Source organism: Acidovorax sp. (assembly GCF_046314175.1).
GTDB lineage: Bacteria > Pseudomonadota > Gammaproteobacteria > Burkholderiales > Burkholderiaceae_C > Acidovorax.
Genome location: NZ_JBKBXG010000002.1, coordinates 110,153 through 127,019 on the forward strand (window position 1 = coordinate 110,153; position 16,867 = coordinate 127,019).

17 protein-coding genes are annotated in these 16,867 nt (G+C 65.5%); 9 read left to right on the top strand and 8 right to left on the bottom strand.

Features of this window, described 5'->3' with window-relative positions; translation table 11 throughout:
* Positions 1-72: 72 nt before the first annotated feature.
* The gene (locus tag ACK4OE_RS01270; protein WP_409882490.1) at positions 73-975 is read left to right on the top strand and encodes an RNA polymerase sigma-70 factor; all 903 of its coding nucleotides are present in this window, start codon (positions 73-75) and stop codon (positions 973-975) included.
* Positions 976-1,002: 27 nt separating this feature from the next.
* On the opposite strand, the gene ACK4OE_RS01275 is transcribed toward ACK4OE_RS01270, so the two are convergent.
* Positions 1,003-1,386 (bottom strand): type II toxin-antitoxin system VapC family toxin, encoded by a 384-nt coding sequence (locus ACK4OE_RS01275; RefSeq protein WP_409882491.1) that lies wholly within the window; start codon positions 1,384-1,386, stop codon positions 1,003-1,005.
* Complete coding sequence (locus tag ACK4OE_RS01280; RefSeq protein ID WP_409882493.1) at positions 1,383-1,610, bottom strand: type II toxin-antitoxin system VapB family antitoxin; 228 nt, start codon at positions 1,608-1,610, stop codon at positions 1,383-1,385. Before ACK4OE_RS01280 ends, ACK4OE_RS01275 begins: the two co-directional genes overlap by 4 nt.
* A 193-nt stretch (positions 1,611-1,803) precedes the next feature.
* Between ACK4OE_RS01280 and ACK4OE_RS01285 the strand changes: the two genes are divergently transcribed.
* The 3 genes from ACK4OE_RS01285 to gstA all read left to right on the top strand — a co-directional run bounded on the left by ACK4OE_RS01285 (position 1,804) and on the right by gstA (position 3,919).
* Positions 1,804-2,271 (top strand): carboxymuconolactone decarboxylase family protein, encoded by a 468-nt coding sequence (locus ACK4OE_RS01285; RefSeq protein ID WP_409882495.1) that lies wholly within the window; start codon positions 1,804-1,806, stop codon positions 2,269-2,271.
* A gap of 174 nt (positions 2,272-2,445) precedes the next feature.
* A complete protein-coding gene (locus tag ACK4OE_RS01290) occupies positions 2,446-3,219 on the top strand; it encodes a class II aldolase/adducin family protein (RefSeq protein ID WP_409882496.1) in 774 nt (257 codons plus the stop codon).
* Positions 3,220-3,310: 91 nt separating this feature from the next.
* Positions 3,311-3,919 (top strand): glutathione transferase GstA, encoded by a 609-nt coding sequence (gene gstA / locus ACK4OE_RS01295; RefSeq protein ID WP_409882497.1) that lies wholly within the window; start codon positions 3,311-3,313, stop codon positions 3,917-3,919.
* A 2-nt stretch (positions 3,920-3,921) separates the two neighbouring features.
* Here gstA and ACK4OE_RS01300 read toward each other — a convergent pair whose 3' ends face one another.
* Positions 3,922-5,148, bottom strand: a complete 1,227-nt coding sequence (locus tag ACK4OE_RS01300; RefSeq protein ID WP_409882499.1) for a YbfB/YjiJ family MFS transporter — start codon at positions 5,146-5,148, stop codon at positions 3,922-3,924.
* A gap of 155 nt (positions 5,149-5,303) precedes the next feature.
* Here ACK4OE_RS01300 and ACK4OE_RS01305 point away from each other — a divergent pair, with 155 nt between their 5' ends.
* Positions 5,304-6,410, top strand: a complete 1,107-nt coding sequence (locus ACK4OE_RS01305) for an alkene reductase (protein WP_409882500.1) — start codon at positions 5,304-5,306, stop codon at positions 6,408-6,410.
* Between the two features lie 167 nt (positions 6,411-6,577).
* On the opposite strand, the gene ACK4OE_RS01310 is transcribed toward ACK4OE_RS01305, so the two are convergent.
* The 3 genes from ACK4OE_RS01310 to ACK4OE_RS01320 form a co-directional block, all read right to left on the bottom strand.
* Complete coding sequence (locus ACK4OE_RS01310) at positions 6,578-7,165, bottom strand: hemerythrin domain-containing protein (protein WP_409882501.1); 588 nt, start codon at positions 7,163-7,165, stop codon at positions 6,578-6,580.
* 154 nt (positions 7,166-7,319) lie between these two features.
* Entirely contained in the window at positions 7,320-8,984 is a 1,665-nt protein-coding gene (locus ACK4OE_RS01315; RefSeq protein WP_409882502.1) for a methyl-accepting chemotaxis protein, read from the bottom strand.
* Positions 8,985-9,110: 126 nt separating this feature from the next.
* Positions 9,111-11,291 (bottom strand): heavy metal translocating P-type ATPase, encoded by a 2,181-nt coding sequence (locus ACK4OE_RS01320; protein ID WP_409882538.1) that lies wholly within the window; start codon positions 11,289-11,291, stop codon positions 9,111-9,113.
* A gap of 275 nt (positions 11,292-11,566) precedes the next feature.
* Here ACK4OE_RS01320 and ACK4OE_RS01325 point away from each other — a divergent pair, with 275 nt between their 5' ends.
* From ACK4OE_RS01325 to cueR, 3 genes are all read left to right on the top strand, one after another.
* Complete coding sequence (locus ACK4OE_RS01325) at positions 11,567-12,682, top strand: flavodoxin family protein (protein ID WP_409882503.1); 1,116 nt, start codon at positions 11,567-11,569, stop codon at positions 12,680-12,682.
* A 196-nt stretch (positions 12,683-12,878) separates the two neighbouring features.
* Positions 12,879-13,124: a heavy-metal-associated domain-containing protein gene (locus ACK4OE_RS01330; RefSeq protein WP_409882504.1), complete on the top strand. Its 246-nt coding sequence runs from the start codon at positions 12,879-12,881 to the stop codon at positions 13,122-13,124.
* Complete coding sequence (cueR, locus tag ACK4OE_RS01335; protein ID WP_409882505.1) at positions 13,121-13,594, top strand: Cu(I)-responsive transcriptional regulator; 474 nt, start codon at positions 13,121-13,123, stop codon at positions 13,592-13,594. Before ACK4OE_RS01330 ends, cueR begins: the two co-directional genes overlap by 4 nt.
* Before the next feature lie 17 nt (positions 13,595-13,611).
* Here the strand turns inward: cueR and ACK4OE_RS01340 are convergent, their stop codons facing one another.
* Both ACK4OE_RS01340 and ACK4OE_RS01345 read right to left on the bottom strand, forming a co-directional pair.
* Positions 13,612-14,427, bottom strand: a complete 816-nt coding sequence (locus ACK4OE_RS01340) for a TetR/AcrR family transcriptional regulator (RefSeq protein ID WP_409882506.1) — start codon at positions 14,425-14,427, stop codon at positions 13,612-13,614.
* 153 nt (positions 14,428-14,580) lie between these two features.
* The gene (locus tag ACK4OE_RS01345) at positions 14,581-15,651 is read right to left on the bottom strand and encodes a recombination-associated protein RdgC (protein WP_409882540.1); all 1,071 of its coding nucleotides are present in this window, start codon (positions 15,649-15,651) and stop codon (positions 14,581-14,583) included.
* Positions 15,652-16,024: 373 nt separating this feature from the next.
* Between ACK4OE_RS01345 and ACK4OE_RS01350 the strand changes: the two genes are divergently transcribed.
* A complete protein-coding gene (locus tag ACK4OE_RS01350) occupies positions 16,025-16,642 on the top strand; it encodes a Spy/CpxP family protein refolding chaperone (protein WP_409882507.1) in 618 nt (205 codons plus the stop codon).
* The last annotated feature ends 225 nt before the right edge of the window (positions 16,643-16,867 follow it).

Here is a 16,867-nt window from a genome sequence, read left to right on the forward strand (position 1 = left end):
CGGTGGCACTGTCACAAAACAGCTACCCCCAGCGTCTGTACTAAACCAAGAGGGCTTCCATCCCACGCCGCCATGACCACAACTCCCACACCTACCGCAACCGACCCCTTCACCGCCCTGCGCCCCCGCCTCTTCGGCATCGCCTACCGCATGCTGGGCGTGCGCGCCGATGCCGAGGATGTGCTGCAGGACGCCTGGCTGCGCTGGAGCCGCCAGGATGTGGCCGTGCTGCAGTCGGCCGAGGCCTGGCTGGTGACGGTGGTCACGCGGCTGTCCATCGACCGGCTGCGGGCGCTCAAGGCCGAGCGCGAGGCGTATGTGGGCTGGTGGCTGCCCGAGCCGCTGGTGGACCTGCAAGGCGAGGGACACCACCACCAAACGCCCGAATCTGCGGCCGAGCTGGCGGGCGAGTTGTCGGTCGCCTTTTTGTACGTGCTGGAGCGCCTGGGGCCCGAAGAGCGCGCGGCCTTTTTACTGCGCCAGGTGTTCGACTACGACTACCCAGACATCGCCGTGCAGCTGGGCAAAACCGAGGCCAGCTGCCGCCAGATGGTGCACCGCGCCAGCGAGCGTGTGCAGCAGGCGCGCACACGTTTTGAAGTGCCCCAGGCCGTGCACCACCAGCTGCTGCAGCGCTTCATGCGGGCCGCCAAAAGCGGTGACCGCAGCGCCATCGAGGCGCTGCTGAGCGAAGACGCGCAGCTGATTGGCGATGGTGGCGGCAAGGTCGCTGCGTTCCCCAAGCCGCTGCTGGGGCGGTTTCGCATTGCCATGCTGTACTGGGCGCAACACCGCCGTCTGGGCGAGCAGCTGGTCTACCGCATGGCCCTCATCAATGGCGAGCCGGGGCTGCTGCACTACGCCAACGGCCGCCTCGACTCGGCGCAGGCGTTTGTGACGGATGGGGAGCGGATTGTGGGGATTTATGCGGTGCGCAACCCGGACAAGCTGGTGGGTATTCCGGCCACGCTGTGACGGCGCAGCGGCGCCACAGCGTCGTCGTCAATGCACCGCCGCCCGGTGTGCAATGCCAAACCGCTCTGCCATGGTAGCCAACCGCCGGTCCAGTGTCCAGAGCGTGGCGCCAGGCGTCATCAGGGCGGAAGCCAGCAGGCTCAGGTCCACCAGGCCACAACCCAGCCCGAAGAGCCGCTCCCGCTCCACCAACACGATGACTTCGCGCACGGTGGCCTGCTGAGTTGCTTGCAGGCGCTGCAGGTCGGCCAGGGTCTGCGCGCGGGAGGGCGGCGTGCCGCAAGCCAATTCACCCAGCACCAGAGGGTGCATCAGCACAACATCCTGTGCAAGCAACGCCACCAGCGGCGCGTTGCGCTGGCGGAAGTGATCGACCCACACAGAGGTATCCACCAGCACGCGGCCGGTCATGCGGGCACGGCGTCGCTATTGCCGCTATCGCCGCCGTCGCGACGGCGGGGAATCTCGGGCATGTCGGGCGCCGCGCCACCCAACGCTGCAAGCCGCTTGGCCGATTGCACGCGGACAAAGGTCTTGATCGCCTCGCGAAACAGGTCGGCCTTGTCCAGGCCGGGGTCGGCAACCGCCAGGGCTTCTTCGTACAGAGCGTCTTCAATGGTCACGGTCGTTCTCATGGCTTTGCCTCATGTCATCCATTGCGTCATCAATATTGATGCGATTGTGCATCTTCATCCGCATCATTGCAAAAACCAAGGCTCGGAGTCACAAACGCGCCCCCACCACGTCTTAGAGGCATGAACTGTCGCAACACATTGGCGACGCTCATCACCGCCTCTTCTAACCGGACTTTCATCCAAGGAGCCTGTCATGTCATCCAACCAACACACTGCCCGCCTCCCGTACCACCAACTGTCTTCCAAGGCCTTCATGGGCCTGGTGGGCCTGTCTGAAACCATCCAGAAAGGCCCCCTGGGTGTCCGCCTGGCCGAGCTGGTGTTTTTGCGCGTCTCGCAGATCAACGGCTGTGCCTATTGCATGGACATGCACTGGCACGTTCTGGTGAAGGAAGGCGTGGAGCCCCGCCACCTGAACGCAGTGGCGGGCTGGCGCGAGGCGCCGCTCTTCAGCGACCGCGACCGCGCCGCCCTGCGCTGGGCCGAGATCCTGACCGCCACCCCGCACAGCGACCCGAGCGATGAGGAATTCGCCAGGCTGCAGGCCGTCTTCAACGAAGCGGAAGTCTCCGAACTGGGCTTTGCGGTGGGCGTGATCAATGCCTGGAACCTGATCAACGCAGGCATGCGCGCGCCGATTCCAGAAACACCGGCCGTGTAAATTTCAAGCCAAAATGGCCTCTAGCGCTTATTCAGCAAGCGCTGACAGCTATCAATTTTGCACAACCTGCGCCACCATCGACCGCCGCCTGTGTAGCGTGCCTGACAGTCATCCACGCCACGTCGCCCTACAGTGGCGTCTCCCCACCAACACAGACAGCGGAGACACCACCCCATGCTCAACATCCCCTCGCTGCAGGGCAGCGTCAGCCCCGAAGAATGGCAACTGCGCTGCGACCTGGCCGCGTGCTACCGGCTCGTCGCGCTGTACGGCTGGAGCGACCTGGTCTTTACCCACATCAGCGCCAAGCTGCCCGAATCGGTGTCGGGCGCGGGCGAGCACCACTTCCTCATCAACCCGTACGGCCTGATGTTCGACGAGATCACGGCGTCGAGCCTGATCAAGGTGGACATGCAGTGCAACAAGCTGCATGAGTCGCCCTTCCCCGTGAACCCGGCGGGCTTCGTCATCCACAGCGCCGTGCACGAGGCCCGACCCGAGGCAGGCTGCGTGCTGCACACCCACACGCGTGCTGGCGTGGCCGTGAGCGCGCAAAAGGACGGCGTGCTGCCCATCAGCCAGCAAAGCACCTTTGTGCTGGGCTCGCTGGCGTACCACGAGTACGAAGGCGTGGCCTTTCGCGACGAAGAAAAGCCGCGCCTGCAGGCCGACTTGGGGCAAGCCAACTTCCTCATGCTGCGCAACCATGGGTTGCTCACTGTGGGCAAGACCATTGCCGATGCGTTTTTGTCGATGTACACGTTCGAGAACACCTGCCGCATTCAGATTGATGCGCAGTCCGGCGGCGAGCTGACCCAGGTGAACCCGAAAATTGTGAGCGGCGTGGCGCAAGCCATGCGCGTGCAGACCGGCGGGCTCGGTGGCGCGTTTGCCTGGCCTGCGCTGCTGCGCAAAGTGCAGCGCGACCTGCCTGGTTACGACAGCTGACAACTTGCGACAGGCAGGCAAAAGGCGGCACCCAGCAAAGAAGCCACGCAGCGCATAGGATGCGTTTCCTTATCTTTTCTGAAGGACTTCCATGAAGCTGTACTACTCGCCTGGCGCCTGCTCCCTGTCACCCCACATTGCGCTGCACGAAGCAGGCCTGGCCTACACCCCGGTGCTGGCCAGCACCAAAAGCCACAAGCTGCAGGACGGCACGGATTTTTACAGCATCAACCCGCTGGGCTACGTGCCCGTGCTGGAGCTGGACGACGGCACGCGCCTGCGCGAGGGCCCGGCCATCGTGCAATACATTGCCGACCAGGTGCCCCTGAAGATGCTGGCGCCCGTGAACGGCAGCCTGCAGCGCTACCGCCTGCAAGAATGGCTCACCTTCATCGGCACCGAGGTCCACAAGGGCTTCAGCCCCCTGTTCAACCCCGCCACACCAGAAGACTACAAGCCCATGGTGCGGGAGCGACTGCTGCAACGCCTGCAGTGGGTAGACAGCCAGCTGGCAGACAAGCAGTACATCATGGGCGACCAGTTCACCGTGGCCGACGGTTACCTTTTTACGGTGACGAACTGGACCAAGCCCACCCAGCTGGATATCTCGGGTCTGGCGAACCTGGCCGCCTACCGCGAACGTGTGGGCGCGCGCCCTGCAGTGCAAGCCGCGATGAAGGCCGAGGGACTGCTGAAGTAACGCTACAGCGGGCGCTGCCGCCACGCCACCAGCGCCCCCACCCACAGCGCGCAGGCCGAGAACACCAGCCCGCGCGGCAAACCGCCGGGGCCGTCGGCGATGAAGCCCACCACGGTGGGCCCCACGATCTGCCCCAACGCAAACACGATGGTGAACGCACTGATGCCGCTGGCCCATAACGCCTGCGGCAGGTTGTGCCGCACCAGCGCGGTGGTCGACGCCACCACCGACAAAAACACCCCGCCAAACAACAGGCCCGACGCCAACATCACCGGCCATGCCGAAGTCAGCGCGGGCAGCACCGTGGCCACGCCCAGCAGGCCATTGAGCAAGGCCAGCGCCTGCCCGCCCCGGCTGCGGTCCAGCAAGCCCGCCCAGATGCGCGAGGACAGAACCACCGCCAGCCCCAGCAGCGCATAAAACCAGGTCACGGCCTCCGCGCTGGCACCCTGTTCACGCAGCAGCGCCACGACAAAGGTCATGTAGCCGATATAGCCCACGCCAAACAACCCATAGCCCATCAGCGCGGGCCCCAGGGCGCGCCAGCGCACCCGAGCGGGAGGCGGGGTGACGTTAAAAGCCGTTGGGCTGGCCGGAGGTGGCGCCACACCCTGCAAGACGCACGCGGGGCGCCACAGCACCGCCGTAGCCGCTGCGCATGCCAGCGCCAGCGCCCACCAGGCCCACGTCCACGCATGGGGCGCTGGGGCCGCCGCCAACACCGCAGGCACCAGCAAAGCCGACAGGCAGATGCCCCACCCCGTACCACCGTAGTAGAGGCCCAGCAGCAGTCCACTGTGCCCCGGCACATGGGCACCCAGGCGCGCCGCCAGCAAACCGCCCGCAATGAACACCAGCGCACTGGCCCCACCGGCCAGCAAGCGCTGCGCGAGCAGCGCTTGTGCCTGCGTGAAGAAGCCACTCAAACCCATAAACACCGTGGCCATCACCGCCCCCGCCATCAGCACCACACCCGGCGCCATGCGACGAAGCAGCCAGGGCGTGACCAACGCGCCCAGCAGATAACCCATTGCGTTCACCGTGTTCATGGCGCCCGCCAACGTGTACGACCAACCCAGGTCCTCGCGCATCGGAGGCAGCAGCAAGGCATAGGCAAACCGTGTGATCCCCAAGGAGATGGCCGCCCCCATGGACAACGCCACCACCAGCCACAGGCTGCGAAAAGGAGATATAGCGTGGGCGGCGTTGGGCGGCGGGGGCGTGAACATAAGCCAACCATTCTCATGCAAGGGGAACACAATCGCCGGATGGCGGGTAACACAAAACCGGAAGCCTTGTTGACGCCGGTGTGCTGCACGTTTTGCGCTGCAGCATTAAGCTGGGCGGCTGCCTTTGTTGCACGTACTTTTTCAGGACCCCTTACATGACCTCATTGTTCGAACCCACCCACGCGGGTGACCTCCAGTTGGCCAACCGCATTGCGATGGCCCCGCTGACCCGCAACCGCTCTCCCAACGCGATTCCCACCGACCTGGTTGCCACCTACTACGCACAGCGCGCCAGCGCCGGTCTGATCATCTCCGAGGCCACGGCCATCAGCCCCCAGGGTCAGGGTTATGCCGATGTGCCTGGCCTGTACGGCACCGAGCAACTCGACGCCTGGAAAAAAGTGACCCACGCCGTACACGCGGCAGGCGGCAAGATCGTGGTGCAACTGTGGCACGTGGGTCGCGTGTCGCACACGGACCTGCAGCCCGACAACGCACACCCGGTGGCCCCATCGGCCATCCGCGCCCACACCAAGACGGTGTTGATCAAAGACGGCGTGCCCACCTTCACCGACACTTCGGAACCCCGCGCACTGAAAGCCGAAGAGATTCCCGGCATCGTGCAGGACTACCGCCACGCCGCACGCCATGCGATAGCGTCTGGATTTGATGGCGTCGAGATCCATGCCGCCAACGGCTACCTCATCGACCAGTTCCTCAAGACCGGCGCCAACCAGCGCACCGACGACTACGGCGGCAGCATCGAAAACCGCGCCCGCCTGCTGCTGGAAGTGACACGCGCCATCGTTGAAGAAATTGGCGGCGGCCGCACCGGCATTCGCCTGTCACCCGTCACGCCCGCCAATGACATCGTGGACGCCGACCCACAACCGCTGTTTGACTACGTGGCGCGCGAACTGGGACCGCTGGGCCTGGCTTATGTGCACATCATCGAAGGCGCCACTGGCGGCCCACGCGAACTGGCCGACCGACCGTTCGACTACCCAGCGCTCAAGGCCGCGTACCGCGCAGCGGGCGGCAAGGGTGCATGGATGGTGAACAACGCCTACGACAAAGCCCTGGCAGAAACCGCCGTGGCCAATGGCGCCGACATCGTGGCCTTTGGTCGCCCTTTCATTGCCAACCCCGACCTGGTGGCACGCCTGCAAGCCAACGCGCCGCTCAATGAAGTGGTCCGCGCCACGCTGTATGGCGGCGGTGCCGAGGGATACACAGACTACCCAACCCTCTCAGCAAGCTGAGCGGCACCTGCGGCAGTGGGCCCGCCCGGTTTAAAACTGGCGCGGCCCAGGCCAGGGCTGCCGCGCAAGGGCCGCCCCGCCGCGCTGGCGGCGTCCCGCCGCGCTGGCGGCGTCCCACTGCCCGCGCAGCGCAGCGTAGCGAGAGCGGGGGGAAGCGGCGAAGCCGCTCAGGGGGGTGAACCCAATCCAATCGGGCTGGGCGCTCGCATCACGATGCGGGTGAACAAGCGGTCATAGGCCGGGTCGCGTGGTTGCCCGGGTGCCAATGGGTTGGTGTTGCTGGCAAACGCCGCATCCACGGCCACCCAGTCGGCCTGCTGAAAATATTGCTGCGCGGCTGGCAGCACCACGGTCTCTTCCAGCCGCATGTGGTCCAGGTAAAAGCGCACGTAACGCTGCAGCGCGTCGGCAAAGGCCTCGCGGCGGCCATCCCCCATCAGCTCCCAGCCCAGCAGCAGGTGCTGCAGTTCGCGCACGGCCGCTTCGCCGCCCACATGTTCGCGCTCCAGCTGGGCAATGGCCTTTGCGGCCTCGGGGGACCGCTCTGCCACCTTGGGGAACAGCCAGCGCGATTCCTTGGGATGGTGCTGCCGCTCTGGAAACTCGTCGATGTAGAACAGCATGGCCCGCATCACGTCAAAAAATGCTGCGGGCTCATCACCTGGGCCCTGGTCCAGCATCAGCCGCAGCGACTGCAGCACCGCAGCCAGAGACGCATGCTCTTCGCGAATGGTTCGCAGACTGATCGACGACATGCAGCAACCCCCAGGTTAGAAGAACTCCAAGGGTGGCACGCGGCGTACAACAGGCCCCTGACCCAGATCAACAAAAAGGCCCTGCAGACGATGCCTGCAGGGCCTGGGGATGAAAACCGCGGCGCAGCCGGGCTGCGCGCTATGCAACGCTGAATCAGCGTGTGAGACGCGCCTGGCCCGGGCCAGCCGCCAGCATTTGGCTGTCGCGCTGGGGAGCCGCCACCGGGTGCGACGCTTGGTGGCCATGCCCCATCGACTCTGCCAACTGAAACTGCTGCACCACCTGCGACAGGCGGGCTGCCTGCTCGCGCAGCGACTCGGCGGCGGCGGCAGACTCTTCCACCAACGCGGCGTTCTGCTGCGTCATGCGGTCAATCTCGCCCACCGACTGGTTCACCTGGCCAATGCCAGCCGACTGCTCGGACGCTGCGGCCGTGATCTCGCCAATGATGTCGCCCACGCGCTGCACGCTGCTCACGATGTCCTTCATCGCCGTGCCCGCTTCTTCCACATGGCGCACGCCGCCGTCCACGGCGGCCACGCTGTTGCTGATCAGGCCCTTGATGTCGCTGGCCGCAGCGGCAGAGCGCTGGGCCAGGCTGCGCACTTCGCTGGCCACCACGGCAAAACCGCGGCCTTGCTCGCCCGCACGGGCGGCTTCCACAGCGGCGTTCAGCGCCAGGATGTTGGTCTGGAATGCGATGGAATCGATCAAGCCAATGATGTCGCCGATCTTGCGGCTCGATGTCGAGATCTCATGCATGCTGGCCACGGCCTGCTGCACCACGCCGCCGCCATGGGTGGCCATCTGCGATGCCGACGCCGCCAGCTGGTTGGCCATTTGCGACGACGATGCGGTTTGCTGCACCGTGGATGTGAGCTGCGTCAGCGAAGACACGGCCTCTTGCGCGTTGCTGGCCGTCTGCTCAGTGCGCTGCGACAGGTCCTGGTTGCCGGTGGCAATCTCCTGGCTGGCAGTGGCGATGTTGCCGCTGGCATCTCGCACCTGCGCCACCAGCGCGCCCAGGCCCTGCTGCATGTCGCGCAGTGCGCGCTGCAGGTCGGCCACTTCGTCCTTGCCCTCGGCTGCAATGTTCTGCGACAGGTCACCCCCCGCAATCGCCTGCGCCATCTTGCGCGCGTCTTCCAGCGGGCGGCAGATGGAGTTCATGTTCATCAGGGTGGTGGGCACCACCACAGCCACGGTGATCAGCACCGCCAGCACAAACAGCCACTGGGTCTGGCTGGACACCTCGCCCTGCTGCGCAACCGCCTTGCTCACTTCGGCACGCAGCACACCATCCAACTCCGTCATCAGCTTGTCGGCCTCGTCAAACTCGGCCACGGCCTTGCCGCTCATGCGGTTGGCAATGGTGGCGGTGTCGTAACCGCTGGCCTCCAGCTGGCGCGCCACGTGCGCAAACTGCTCGCGGTAGCTGTCCAGGCGCTTGACGATGTTACGCACCACAGCGTTGTCAGAATCTTCTTCGCCCTCCAGAAACTTGCCCGCAATCTGCTTGGCCTTGTCCTGGCTTGCCAGCCACTTGGCGTGTGCGGCCTTCACGGCTTCGGGCTTCTCGTAGCCAATGATCATGTCCTTTTCGAACTGACGGATGGCGCCCATCTCGCCCCGCAACTCGGCCATGTAGCCCACGTTGGCAAACGAGTGGTCCATGAAGTCCTGGCTCATCGCATGGATGCGGAACATACCCAGCATGCCCGCGCCCCCCAGCATGCCCAACAGGCCCAGCACCACGCCAATGGCGCCCAGCATGCGAAAACGTATGGTGAACTGCCGCATGAGCGAGAAGAGATTCATGATCTGTCGTCCTTCAAATTGGTATGTGCGCTGCAGGCAGCTAGCGCCCGGAAGCCGCTGGCACCACCCACTTGCAACAAAACGTTGCAGTTTGCCAGACATTGGTGACAACCTCGTACGTGTTTATCACATGCGCCACCGCTTGAGTAAGAGGGCATTCGCCATGACGCTGACCGAACTGAGCGCCATCGCCGCCCCCGCCACCACCGGGCTCAGGAAACCCAGCGCTGCCAGCGGAATGCCCGCCACGTTGTACGCAAACGCCCAGAACAGGTTTTGGCGGATCTTCATCACCGTACGGTGCGAAATATCGAGCGCTGCCGCCACCAGCATCGGGTCGCCCCGCATCAGCGTGATGCCCGCCGCGTGCATGGCCACGTCGGTGCCGTTGCCCATGGCCATGCCCACGTCTGCAGCCGCGAGCGCCGGGGCATCGTTAACGCCGTCGCCTACCATCGCAACTTGATGACGCTTGCCGTCGCTGCCCTGTTGCAAGGCCACCACCTTCGCGGCCTTGTCGCCCGGCAGCACCTCGGCCATCACCTCGCCCGCATCCGGGTCCAACCCCAGGCGCCGGGCCATGGCCTCGGCCGCGCCCCGGTTGTCGCCCGAGATCATCACGGTGCGAATGCCGCGCGCCTTCAGCGCCGCCAGCGCCTCGCGCGCGCCGGGCTTGGGTTCGTCGCCAAAGGCCATCAGCGCCTGCAGTTGCAGGCCCTGCGCTGTGCGCTGCGCCACCGCCGACACGGTGGCGCCCTCGGCCTGCAGCGCCTGCGCACGCTCAGCCAGCGGGCCCATGTCCACGCCCAGCTCCAACATCCAGCGCAGGCTGCCCACCAGGGTGCTCTGCCCAGCCACTGCACCCTCGGTGCCGCGCCCGGGCACCGCGCGCACGTCCTGCGCCGTTGCCACGCTGATGTGCCGCTCGCCCGCAGCCACCACCACGGCACGCGCCAGCGGGTGTTCGCTGCCGCTTTGCACTGCGGCCACCGCCGCCATTACGGCCGCCTCGTCAAGCCCCGGCACCACCTCAAACGCCGTCAACCGGGGCTGCCCCACGGTCAGCGTGCCGGTCTTGTCAAAGGCCACCACATCCACCTTGTGCGCCAGCTCCAAGGCTTGCACGTCCTTGATCAAAATGCCGTTCTTGGCAGCTACGCCCGTGCCCGCCATGATGGCCGCCGGTGTGGCCAAGCCCAGCGCACAGGGGCAGGCAATCACCATCACGGCCACCGCGTGGATCAGCGCGGCCTCCATGCCCACGCCCACCCACAGCCAGCCCAGCAGCGTGGCCAGCGCTACCACCAGCACCACAGGCACAAACACGGCCGACACCTGGTCCACCAGCCGCTGTATGGGCGCCTTGGCCGCCTGCGCGTCTTCCACCAGCCGGATGATGTGGGCCAGCACCGTCTCGGCGCCCACGGCAGTCACCGCCATCACGATGCGGCCATCGCCGTTGATCGAACCGCCCGTCAGGGCCGCGCCCACATCGCGCGCCACGGGCAAGGGCTCGCCGGTCAGCATGGATTCATCCACCTGCGTGTGGCCCTCATGCACGGTGCCATCCACCGGAAACCGCTCGCCGGGTCGCACCACCAGTTGGTCGCCCACCAGCACCTCGGACACCGGCACATCCACCTCGCCCTGCTTGGTCAGCAAATGCACCACATCCGGCCGCAACGCATGCAGCGCGCGGATGGCCGCCGTGGTCTGGCGCTTGGCACGCGCCTCCAGCCATTTGCCCAGCAGCACCAGCGTGACGACGACGGCCGAGGCCTCGAAGTACAAATGCGGTGCATGACCTTCATGGGCCGTCAGCCACAGCCACATCGACAAGCCCCAGCCCGCACTGGTGCCCAGCGCCACCAGCAAATCCATGTTGCCGCTCAGCGCCTTGGCCGCATGCCATCCCGCCTTGTAAAACCGTGCCCCCAAAATGAACTGCACCGGCGTGGCCAGCGCAAACTGCGCCCAGGCGGGCAGCATCCAGTGCTGACCGAACAGGTCACCGATCATGGGCAACACCAGCGGCGCCGACAGCAGCAGGCCAATGCCCACGGGCATGAAACCGGCCCACGGCGACAGGTCCTCGGGCGCGTCCTCCTGCCCCGCCGCACGCGGCTCGTAGCCCGCATTGCGCACTGCACGGCGCAGCAATGCCTCCATGGCCGCCGCGTCGGACCCGACCTGCGTGGCAAAGGCAATGCGGGCAGACTCGGTGGCCAGGTTGACCGACACCTCCTGCACCCCAGGCACCTTGCGCAGCGCGCGCTCCACACGGCCCACGCAGCTTGCGCAGGTCATGCCGCCAATGCCGATGTCGATGGACAAGGGCTCCGGGGAGGCGGAGGGGGGGGCGGGAGCCACAACGGGCGGGTTTTGCGTAGACATGGCCTGCACGGTACACCTTGACATACTGACAAGGTCAAGCCACCAGCGGCAACCGTGATCTGCATCAAGCGCAACCGCCCATCCCGCGCGAACCCGGCGCGCCACCGCAGACGCTGTCGGCGCCCATCAACGCGGAATCGGCGTGTTGTCTGATAGCAGGGCGCATCCTCACAGTGCCGAATGGCGATATGACGCCACCGCCCACAGCCCCACACACCGACACCCCCACCCCGCCCCAGCCGCGCACCGGCCAGGCGCCCCCCGCGCTGGACCGCGCCGCCTTTCGCGAACGCTTCCTGGCGGACTTCCAGGACCCGCGCTTCGCCCAGGAGGCGCCACAGGCGCTCGATCAGATCGAAACCATTGCCTGGCACAACTACGACGACAACCGCAAGGCGCCCCGCACGCGCAAGGCCGGGCCCGGCTATGCCAACCCCGACTACGACCTCTCGGTGGACTGGCTCGACGCCAAGGCGCGCATCGACGCCGCGCGCGAGCGCTGGGCCGATGTTGCTGCGCCCTCCCGCGCACTGCTGGTGTGCGGCTCGGCCCGCAACGACGGCACCTGCCCCGGCGAAATCTCCAAGAGCTGGCGCATGGTGCAGATGGCCCGCGAGGTGCTGGGTGAAGCAGGCATTGATGTGGACGTGCTCGACCTGAGCCGGGTTACGTCCGACTACGGCCGCCACATCCACCCCTGCAAGGGCTGCGTGTCCACCGCCATGCCGCTGTGCCACTTTCCGTGCAGCTGCTACCCCAACCACGCCATGCGCCAGACCGGCGACTGGATGAACGAGATCTACGAGCGCTGGACCGCCGCGCACGGCGTGATGATCATCACGCCTGTGTACTGGTACCAGGCGCCCAGCCCGCTCAAGCTCATGATCGACCGCCTGGTGTGCGCCGACGGCGGCAACCCCGACCCCACCAGCACCCACGGCAAAAAAGCCACCGAGGCCAAGGCGCTGGAGCTGGCTGGCTGGGGCTACCCCAAGCACCTGGCCGGCCGCGCCTACGCCCTGGCCGTGCACGGCGACGTGGCCGGTATCGAGATGACACGCCGCGGCCTGTCGGACTGGCTCGACTGGATGGGCTTTATCGACGCCGGCCCCGCCGCACGGCTGGACCGCTACATCGGCTACTACGAAAGCTACGCCGACAGCCACGCCACGCTGGACCGCGACACCGCCGTGCAGGCCGAGGTGCGCGGCGCCGCACAGGCCTTGTCCGTAGCCATCACCGAGCTTCGCGCGGGGCGGCTGCAGCAGCCCGACGCCAACGTGAAACGGCCTCGTCCCAAATAAAAGTTAAAGCCAAATCAGGCTCTAGCGCTTGTCCATAAAGCGCTGGCAGCTATCTTTTTTGACATTTTCAATCCACGGGAGCGCCCTGCGCCAATCGCTGTTCAGACCCGCACTTGACCTTGCCATTGTGTGAAGGTTTACGCTCCTGCTCTGCAACTGATCGTCCACCACCCATCCACCACCCGGAGCCCACCGCATGACATCCACACCATCTTCCACCCCCACCCCCGCATCCGACAGCGCAGCACAGGTCTTCAACGTGCAGGGCATGACCTGCGGCCACTGCGAGCGCGCCGTTACCCAGGCCGTGCAAGCGGTAGACCCCGCCGCCACCGTGCACATCGACCGCAGCACCGGCCTCGTGGAGGTGGGCAGCACCCACGCCCCGCGCGACACACTGGCCCACGCCATTGCCGAAGAAGGCTATACCGTCGCCCCATGACGACAACGCGCCCCGCCAGCGGCCGCCCGCTGTCCATTGGCGAGGCCGCACGCAGCGCAGGCATCTCCGCGCGCATGGTGCGGCATTACGAATCACTGGGCCTCATCACCGGCGTGGCCCGCACCGACAGCGGCTACCGCCAGTACACCGAGGCGGACGTGCACACCCTGCACTTCATCCGCCGCAGCCGCGACCTGGGCTTTTCGATGGAAGAAATCGCCGAGCTATTGGGCCTGTGGCACGACCGCAGCCGCGCCAGCAGCCAGGTCAAGCGCATCGCGCAGCAGCACATCAACGACCTGAGCGAACGCATGGCCCAGATGCAGGCCATGCAGCGCAGCCTGCAAACGCTGGTGTCCTGCTGCAAGGGCAATGACCGGCCGGACTGCCCGATATTGGATGACCTGGCGGCGGGACAGGCACAGCACAGCAGCCCCAAGGCGACTCGCAAATCACTATCAAATAAATAGCTGCCAGCGCTTATCCATCAAGCGCTAGAGGCCAATTTGGCTTGAATTGCGACCTGAAAAGGCGCATCAGCCGCCGTTGGGTCGGGCAGGGCTTTGGTCTTACCACTGGCCGCATTGCGTTTGGGAGCAGGCACGGCAGCCCCAAGCGCAGTGTCATCCGCAGAGCGCCGCAACACCCCATCACACAGCGTCGCTATGCACTGCTGCGCCACCTGTTCGGGCGTGTACTCGCCGCCCGGCTGGTACCAGCGGCCGATCCAGCTCAGGGCGCCTGCAATCACAAAGGCCGTCATCTTCGGGTCGCAAGGCTGCACCGATCCTTCGGCCACACCCTCGGCCACCAGGCGGCGAAACTCCTGGTCGATGGCGGACTTCAGACGCCGCAGCTCCTTGCGGCTTTCGGGCGGCAGTTGCTCGTCGCCCACGCGGATCAGGCACATGCCGAAGTCCATGGTGACGATGCGTGCGTACACCTGCATGCAGGTCATGAGCTGGTCGATGGCCTTGCCGCCCGCTGCGCGAGAGGCCTCGATGCCCTCCATCATCATGTCCAGGCCCTGGCGCACGCACTGCAGCAGGATCTCGTCCTTGTTCTTCACGTAGTAGTACAGCGTGGGCTTGGTCACGTTCAGCCGCGCGGCGATGTCGTCGAGCGAGGTGGCATGAAAACCGCGCTCGTTGAACAGCTGCGCCGCCGCCTGCAACACGGCGTTGCGTTTGGCCTCGCGCTGCTGTTCGCGGTGGGATGGTGCAGGCAACCGGCCCGTTGGGCGGGGCAAACTTGGCGCTGGCGAGGCCGCGCTGCTTGAGGGTGCCGCTTTGGCGGAAGGCATGGGAGCAATTCCTCGGAAAAAAGGGACGAATTCAGGTGGGGGGCTGCGTATCCAATCGACCTGGGCGCACGATACCAACGCACTGACAGACGCCATTTTTCACGGCAACAACACGATAGGGCTACCAGGCAGGGCCAGAGCCGGGCCCCAGCGTCAGAAAGGCGCCGACTCCGGGTCGGTATCCACCGGCACATCCTTGGGGCCTGTCACCACACCACCGCCAGCGCTCTTGCGCGCAGGGGCAGATGAGGCTGATGGAGCGGTCGAAGGCACCTTGGGGACGCCGGGCGCGACAACGCCGTCTGCGGCCACCGCCTGCGCTGCGCTGGCCACGCCACTTTCCGCTTCGCCACCCAGCGCCTCGATCAGGTCGGGAATCAGCTTGACCAGCTCGCCCGTGGCAATCGCCACGTCGGTGTCAAAGCCGCCGTCATCCGCCTTGGTGCCTTCAAACACGGTGTCCAGAAACGTCACCTTCTTGAGCTGCAGGCCTTCGGTCAGCATGAAGCTCACGCGGTCGTCCCAGGTGAGGGCCAGCTTGGTGGGCAGCTTGCCCGCGTCGATGTGGGCCTGCACTTCTTCGATATCAAGCGGGTGGCGGGCGTAGCGCACCACGGCTTTTTCTTCGCTCGCGCTTTTGAGCTCGCACTCACGGTCGACCGTGAAGCCCACGGGCGGCTCTTGTTCCTTGAGCCAGTGCGACATCGCTGCCTGGGGGCTGGTCTGGGTGTTGATGAGCGACACCGACAACCCCGGCAGCGCTTCGATCAGCAAGGTCACCACTTCATCCGCACGGCCCTGGCTGGACGTATCAAGCACCAGCAGGCGCGATGTGGTGTCGATCCACACCCACATCGAGCCCTGCTTGGTGAAGGCCATGGGCAGCAAATCGAGCTTGGCCTCGTCTTTGAGCTCCTTGCTTTCCTTCTTGCCGGGCTTGCGGCCGGTTTCCTGTTCGATGCGTTCGGCCTTTTCCTTCACGCGGCGGGCCAGCACGCTGCCGGGCAGCACCTTGGATTCGACCATGAAGCGCAAGATCCACTGGCCGCCTACCGACTCGGCCAGCGGGCCGTGTGGGTCGCCACGGGGAGGCACCCAGCCCAAAGACTTTTCTTGCGTGGCGCCGCATTCCAGAAAGGGCACCTTGGCCAGGGCTTCTTCCACTTGCGTCAGTTCGACCTGCCATTGCGGGGCAATGCGGTACACGATCATGTTCTTGAACACGGAAAACCTTTTGTTGGGGTCGTTGGTGGTGGGGGACGGCGGGCTGCGCTGCACTACGCAGACAAACAGGCAGGGCCGGAACACGCCATTGTCGGTGGTCACCAGCGCCAGCCCTGCGGATGCGGTGACTTGATGGGGCTCAAGGAATGGCTGTTGCTATATTTTGTATAGCTGTCAGCGCTTATTGGATAAGCGTTTGAGGCCATTTTCTTTCAAAAACTTCCGAGATCCTCACCAGATTCTTGTCACAACTTTACACAGCCTCATCCAACACGAACGGCAGCGATACATGCGGGGCGGACACTGACTCTCAATCGCCGGGACAACCGTTCTAGCGAGTTGTTTGTTCAACCCCTGTGAAAGGACTCACACCATGGCTTTCCATTTCCACCGCCGCATTGCCGCCACCGCTGTTCTGGCCGCCCTGGCCCTGCCCGTGCTGGCCCAGCAACCCCCCGCCGCACCCAGCGTCCCCACGGCGGGTGCCACGGCCCATGAAGGCCGCCACCACGCCGGTGAACGCCACCACGGCCAGCACGGCCAAAAGGGCGGCGGCAAGCACCAAGGCAACCACGCGGAGTACCGCGCCAAGCACCTGGCGGCCCTCAAAAGCGATCTCAAACTGACCGCAGCACAAGAACCCGCCTGGACCAGCTTCACCACGTCCATGCAACCCGGCGAGCGCACCGCGCGCCTGGACCGCAAGGACATGCAGCAGCTGACCACCCCCGAGCGCATTGACCGCATGCGGGCCCTGCGTGCCCAGCACGCCGCCGAGGCCGACCGCCGTGGCGAGGTCACCAAGACCTTCTACGCCGCCTTGACGCCCGAGCAGCAAAAGACCTTCGACGCCAAGGCCCACCGTGGCGGTCACCGCATGGGCGGCATGAAGGGCAGCGGGGGTGAAGGTCGTCATGGCCACCATGGTCACCACCACGGTGAACGCGGAGGTGCGGCTGGCAAAACGGCAGCACCGGCACCTGCCCAGTAAGCGAGCCACACGCCAGACCACAAGCACCCTGGCCGGGTGCTGGATCCCAGGCCCGGAGTTCTTTGATGGACTCCGGGCTTTTTTGCGTCTGTTTCTCGCCCGGCCGCAGGTCATCTGTGGATAACTCTGGTGATAGTTCTGGCACAACCGGGTAGTTATCCACACAAAAAGTCCGATGCCCAAAGTTGTTGTCTGCGAGCCCCGCCTTTTGTGCAGACCGCCACA

What these genes read in the sequence shown, in the direction of transcription:
- ACK4OE_RS01270 (WP_409882490.1), top strand. Translation starts at nt 73, where the DNA reads ATGACCACAACTCCCACACCTACCGCAACCGACCCCTTCACCGCCCTG.
- ACK4OE_RS01275 (WP_409882491.1), bottom strand. Translation starts at nt 1,386, where the DNA reads ATGACCGGCCGCGTGCTGGTGGATACCTCTGTGTGGGTCGATCACTTC.
- ACK4OE_RS01280 (WP_409882493.1), bottom strand. Translation starts at nt 1,610, where the DNA reads ATGAGAACGACCGTGACCATTGAAGACGCTCTGTACGAAGAAGCCCTG.
- ACK4OE_RS01285 (WP_409882495.1), top strand. Translation starts at nt 1,804, where the DNA reads ATGTCATCCAACCAACACACTGCCCGCCTCCCGTACCACCAACTGTCT.
- ACK4OE_RS01290 (WP_409882496.1), top strand. Translation starts at nt 2,446, where the DNA reads ATGCTCAACATCCCCTCGCTGCAGGGCAGCGTCAGCCCCGAAGAATGG.
- gstA (WP_409882497.1), top strand. Translation starts at nt 3,311, where the DNA reads ATGAAGCTGTACTACTCGCCTGGCGCCTGCTCCCTGTCACCCCACATT.
- ACK4OE_RS01300 (WP_409882499.1), bottom strand. Translation starts at nt 5,148, where the DNA reads ATGTTCACGCCCCCGCCGCCCAACGCCGCCCACGCTATATCTCCTTTT.
- ACK4OE_RS01305 (WP_409882500.1), top strand. Translation starts at nt 5,304, where the DNA reads ATGACCTCATTGTTCGAACCCACCCACGCGGGTGACCTCCAGTTGGCC.
- ACK4OE_RS01310 (WP_409882501.1), bottom strand. Translation starts at nt 7,165, where the DNA reads ATGTCGTCGATCAGTCTGCGAACCATTCGCGAAGAGCATGCGTCTCTG.
- ACK4OE_RS01315 (WP_409882502.1), bottom strand. Translation starts at nt 8,984, where the DNA reads ATGAATCTCTTCTCGCTCATGCGGCAGTTCACCATACGTTTTCGCATG.
- ACK4OE_RS01320 (WP_409882538.1), bottom strand. Translation starts at nt 11,291, where the DNA reads ATGACCTGCGCAAGCTGCGTGGGCCGTGTGGAGCGCGCGCTGCGCAAG.
- ACK4OE_RS01325 (WP_409882503.1), top strand. Translation starts at nt 11,567, where the DNA reads ATGACGCCACCGCCCACAGCCCCACACACCGACACCCCCACCCCGCCC.
- ACK4OE_RS01330 (WP_409882504.1), top strand. Translation starts at nt 12,879, where the DNA reads ATGACATCCACACCATCTTCCACCCCCACCCCCGCATCCGACAGCGCA.
- cueR (WP_409882505.1), top strand. Translation starts at nt 13,121, where the DNA reads ATGACGACAACGCGCCCCGCCAGCGGCCGCCCGCTGTCCATTGGCGAG.
- ACK4OE_RS01340 (WP_409882506.1), bottom strand. Translation starts at nt 14,427, where the DNA reads ATGCCTTCCGCCAAAGCGGCACCCTCAAGCAGCGCGGCCTCGCCAGCG.
- ACK4OE_RS01350 (WP_409882507.1), top strand. Translation starts at nt 16,025, where the DNA reads ATGGCTTTCCATTTCCACCGCCGCATTGCCGCCACCGCTGTTCTGGCC.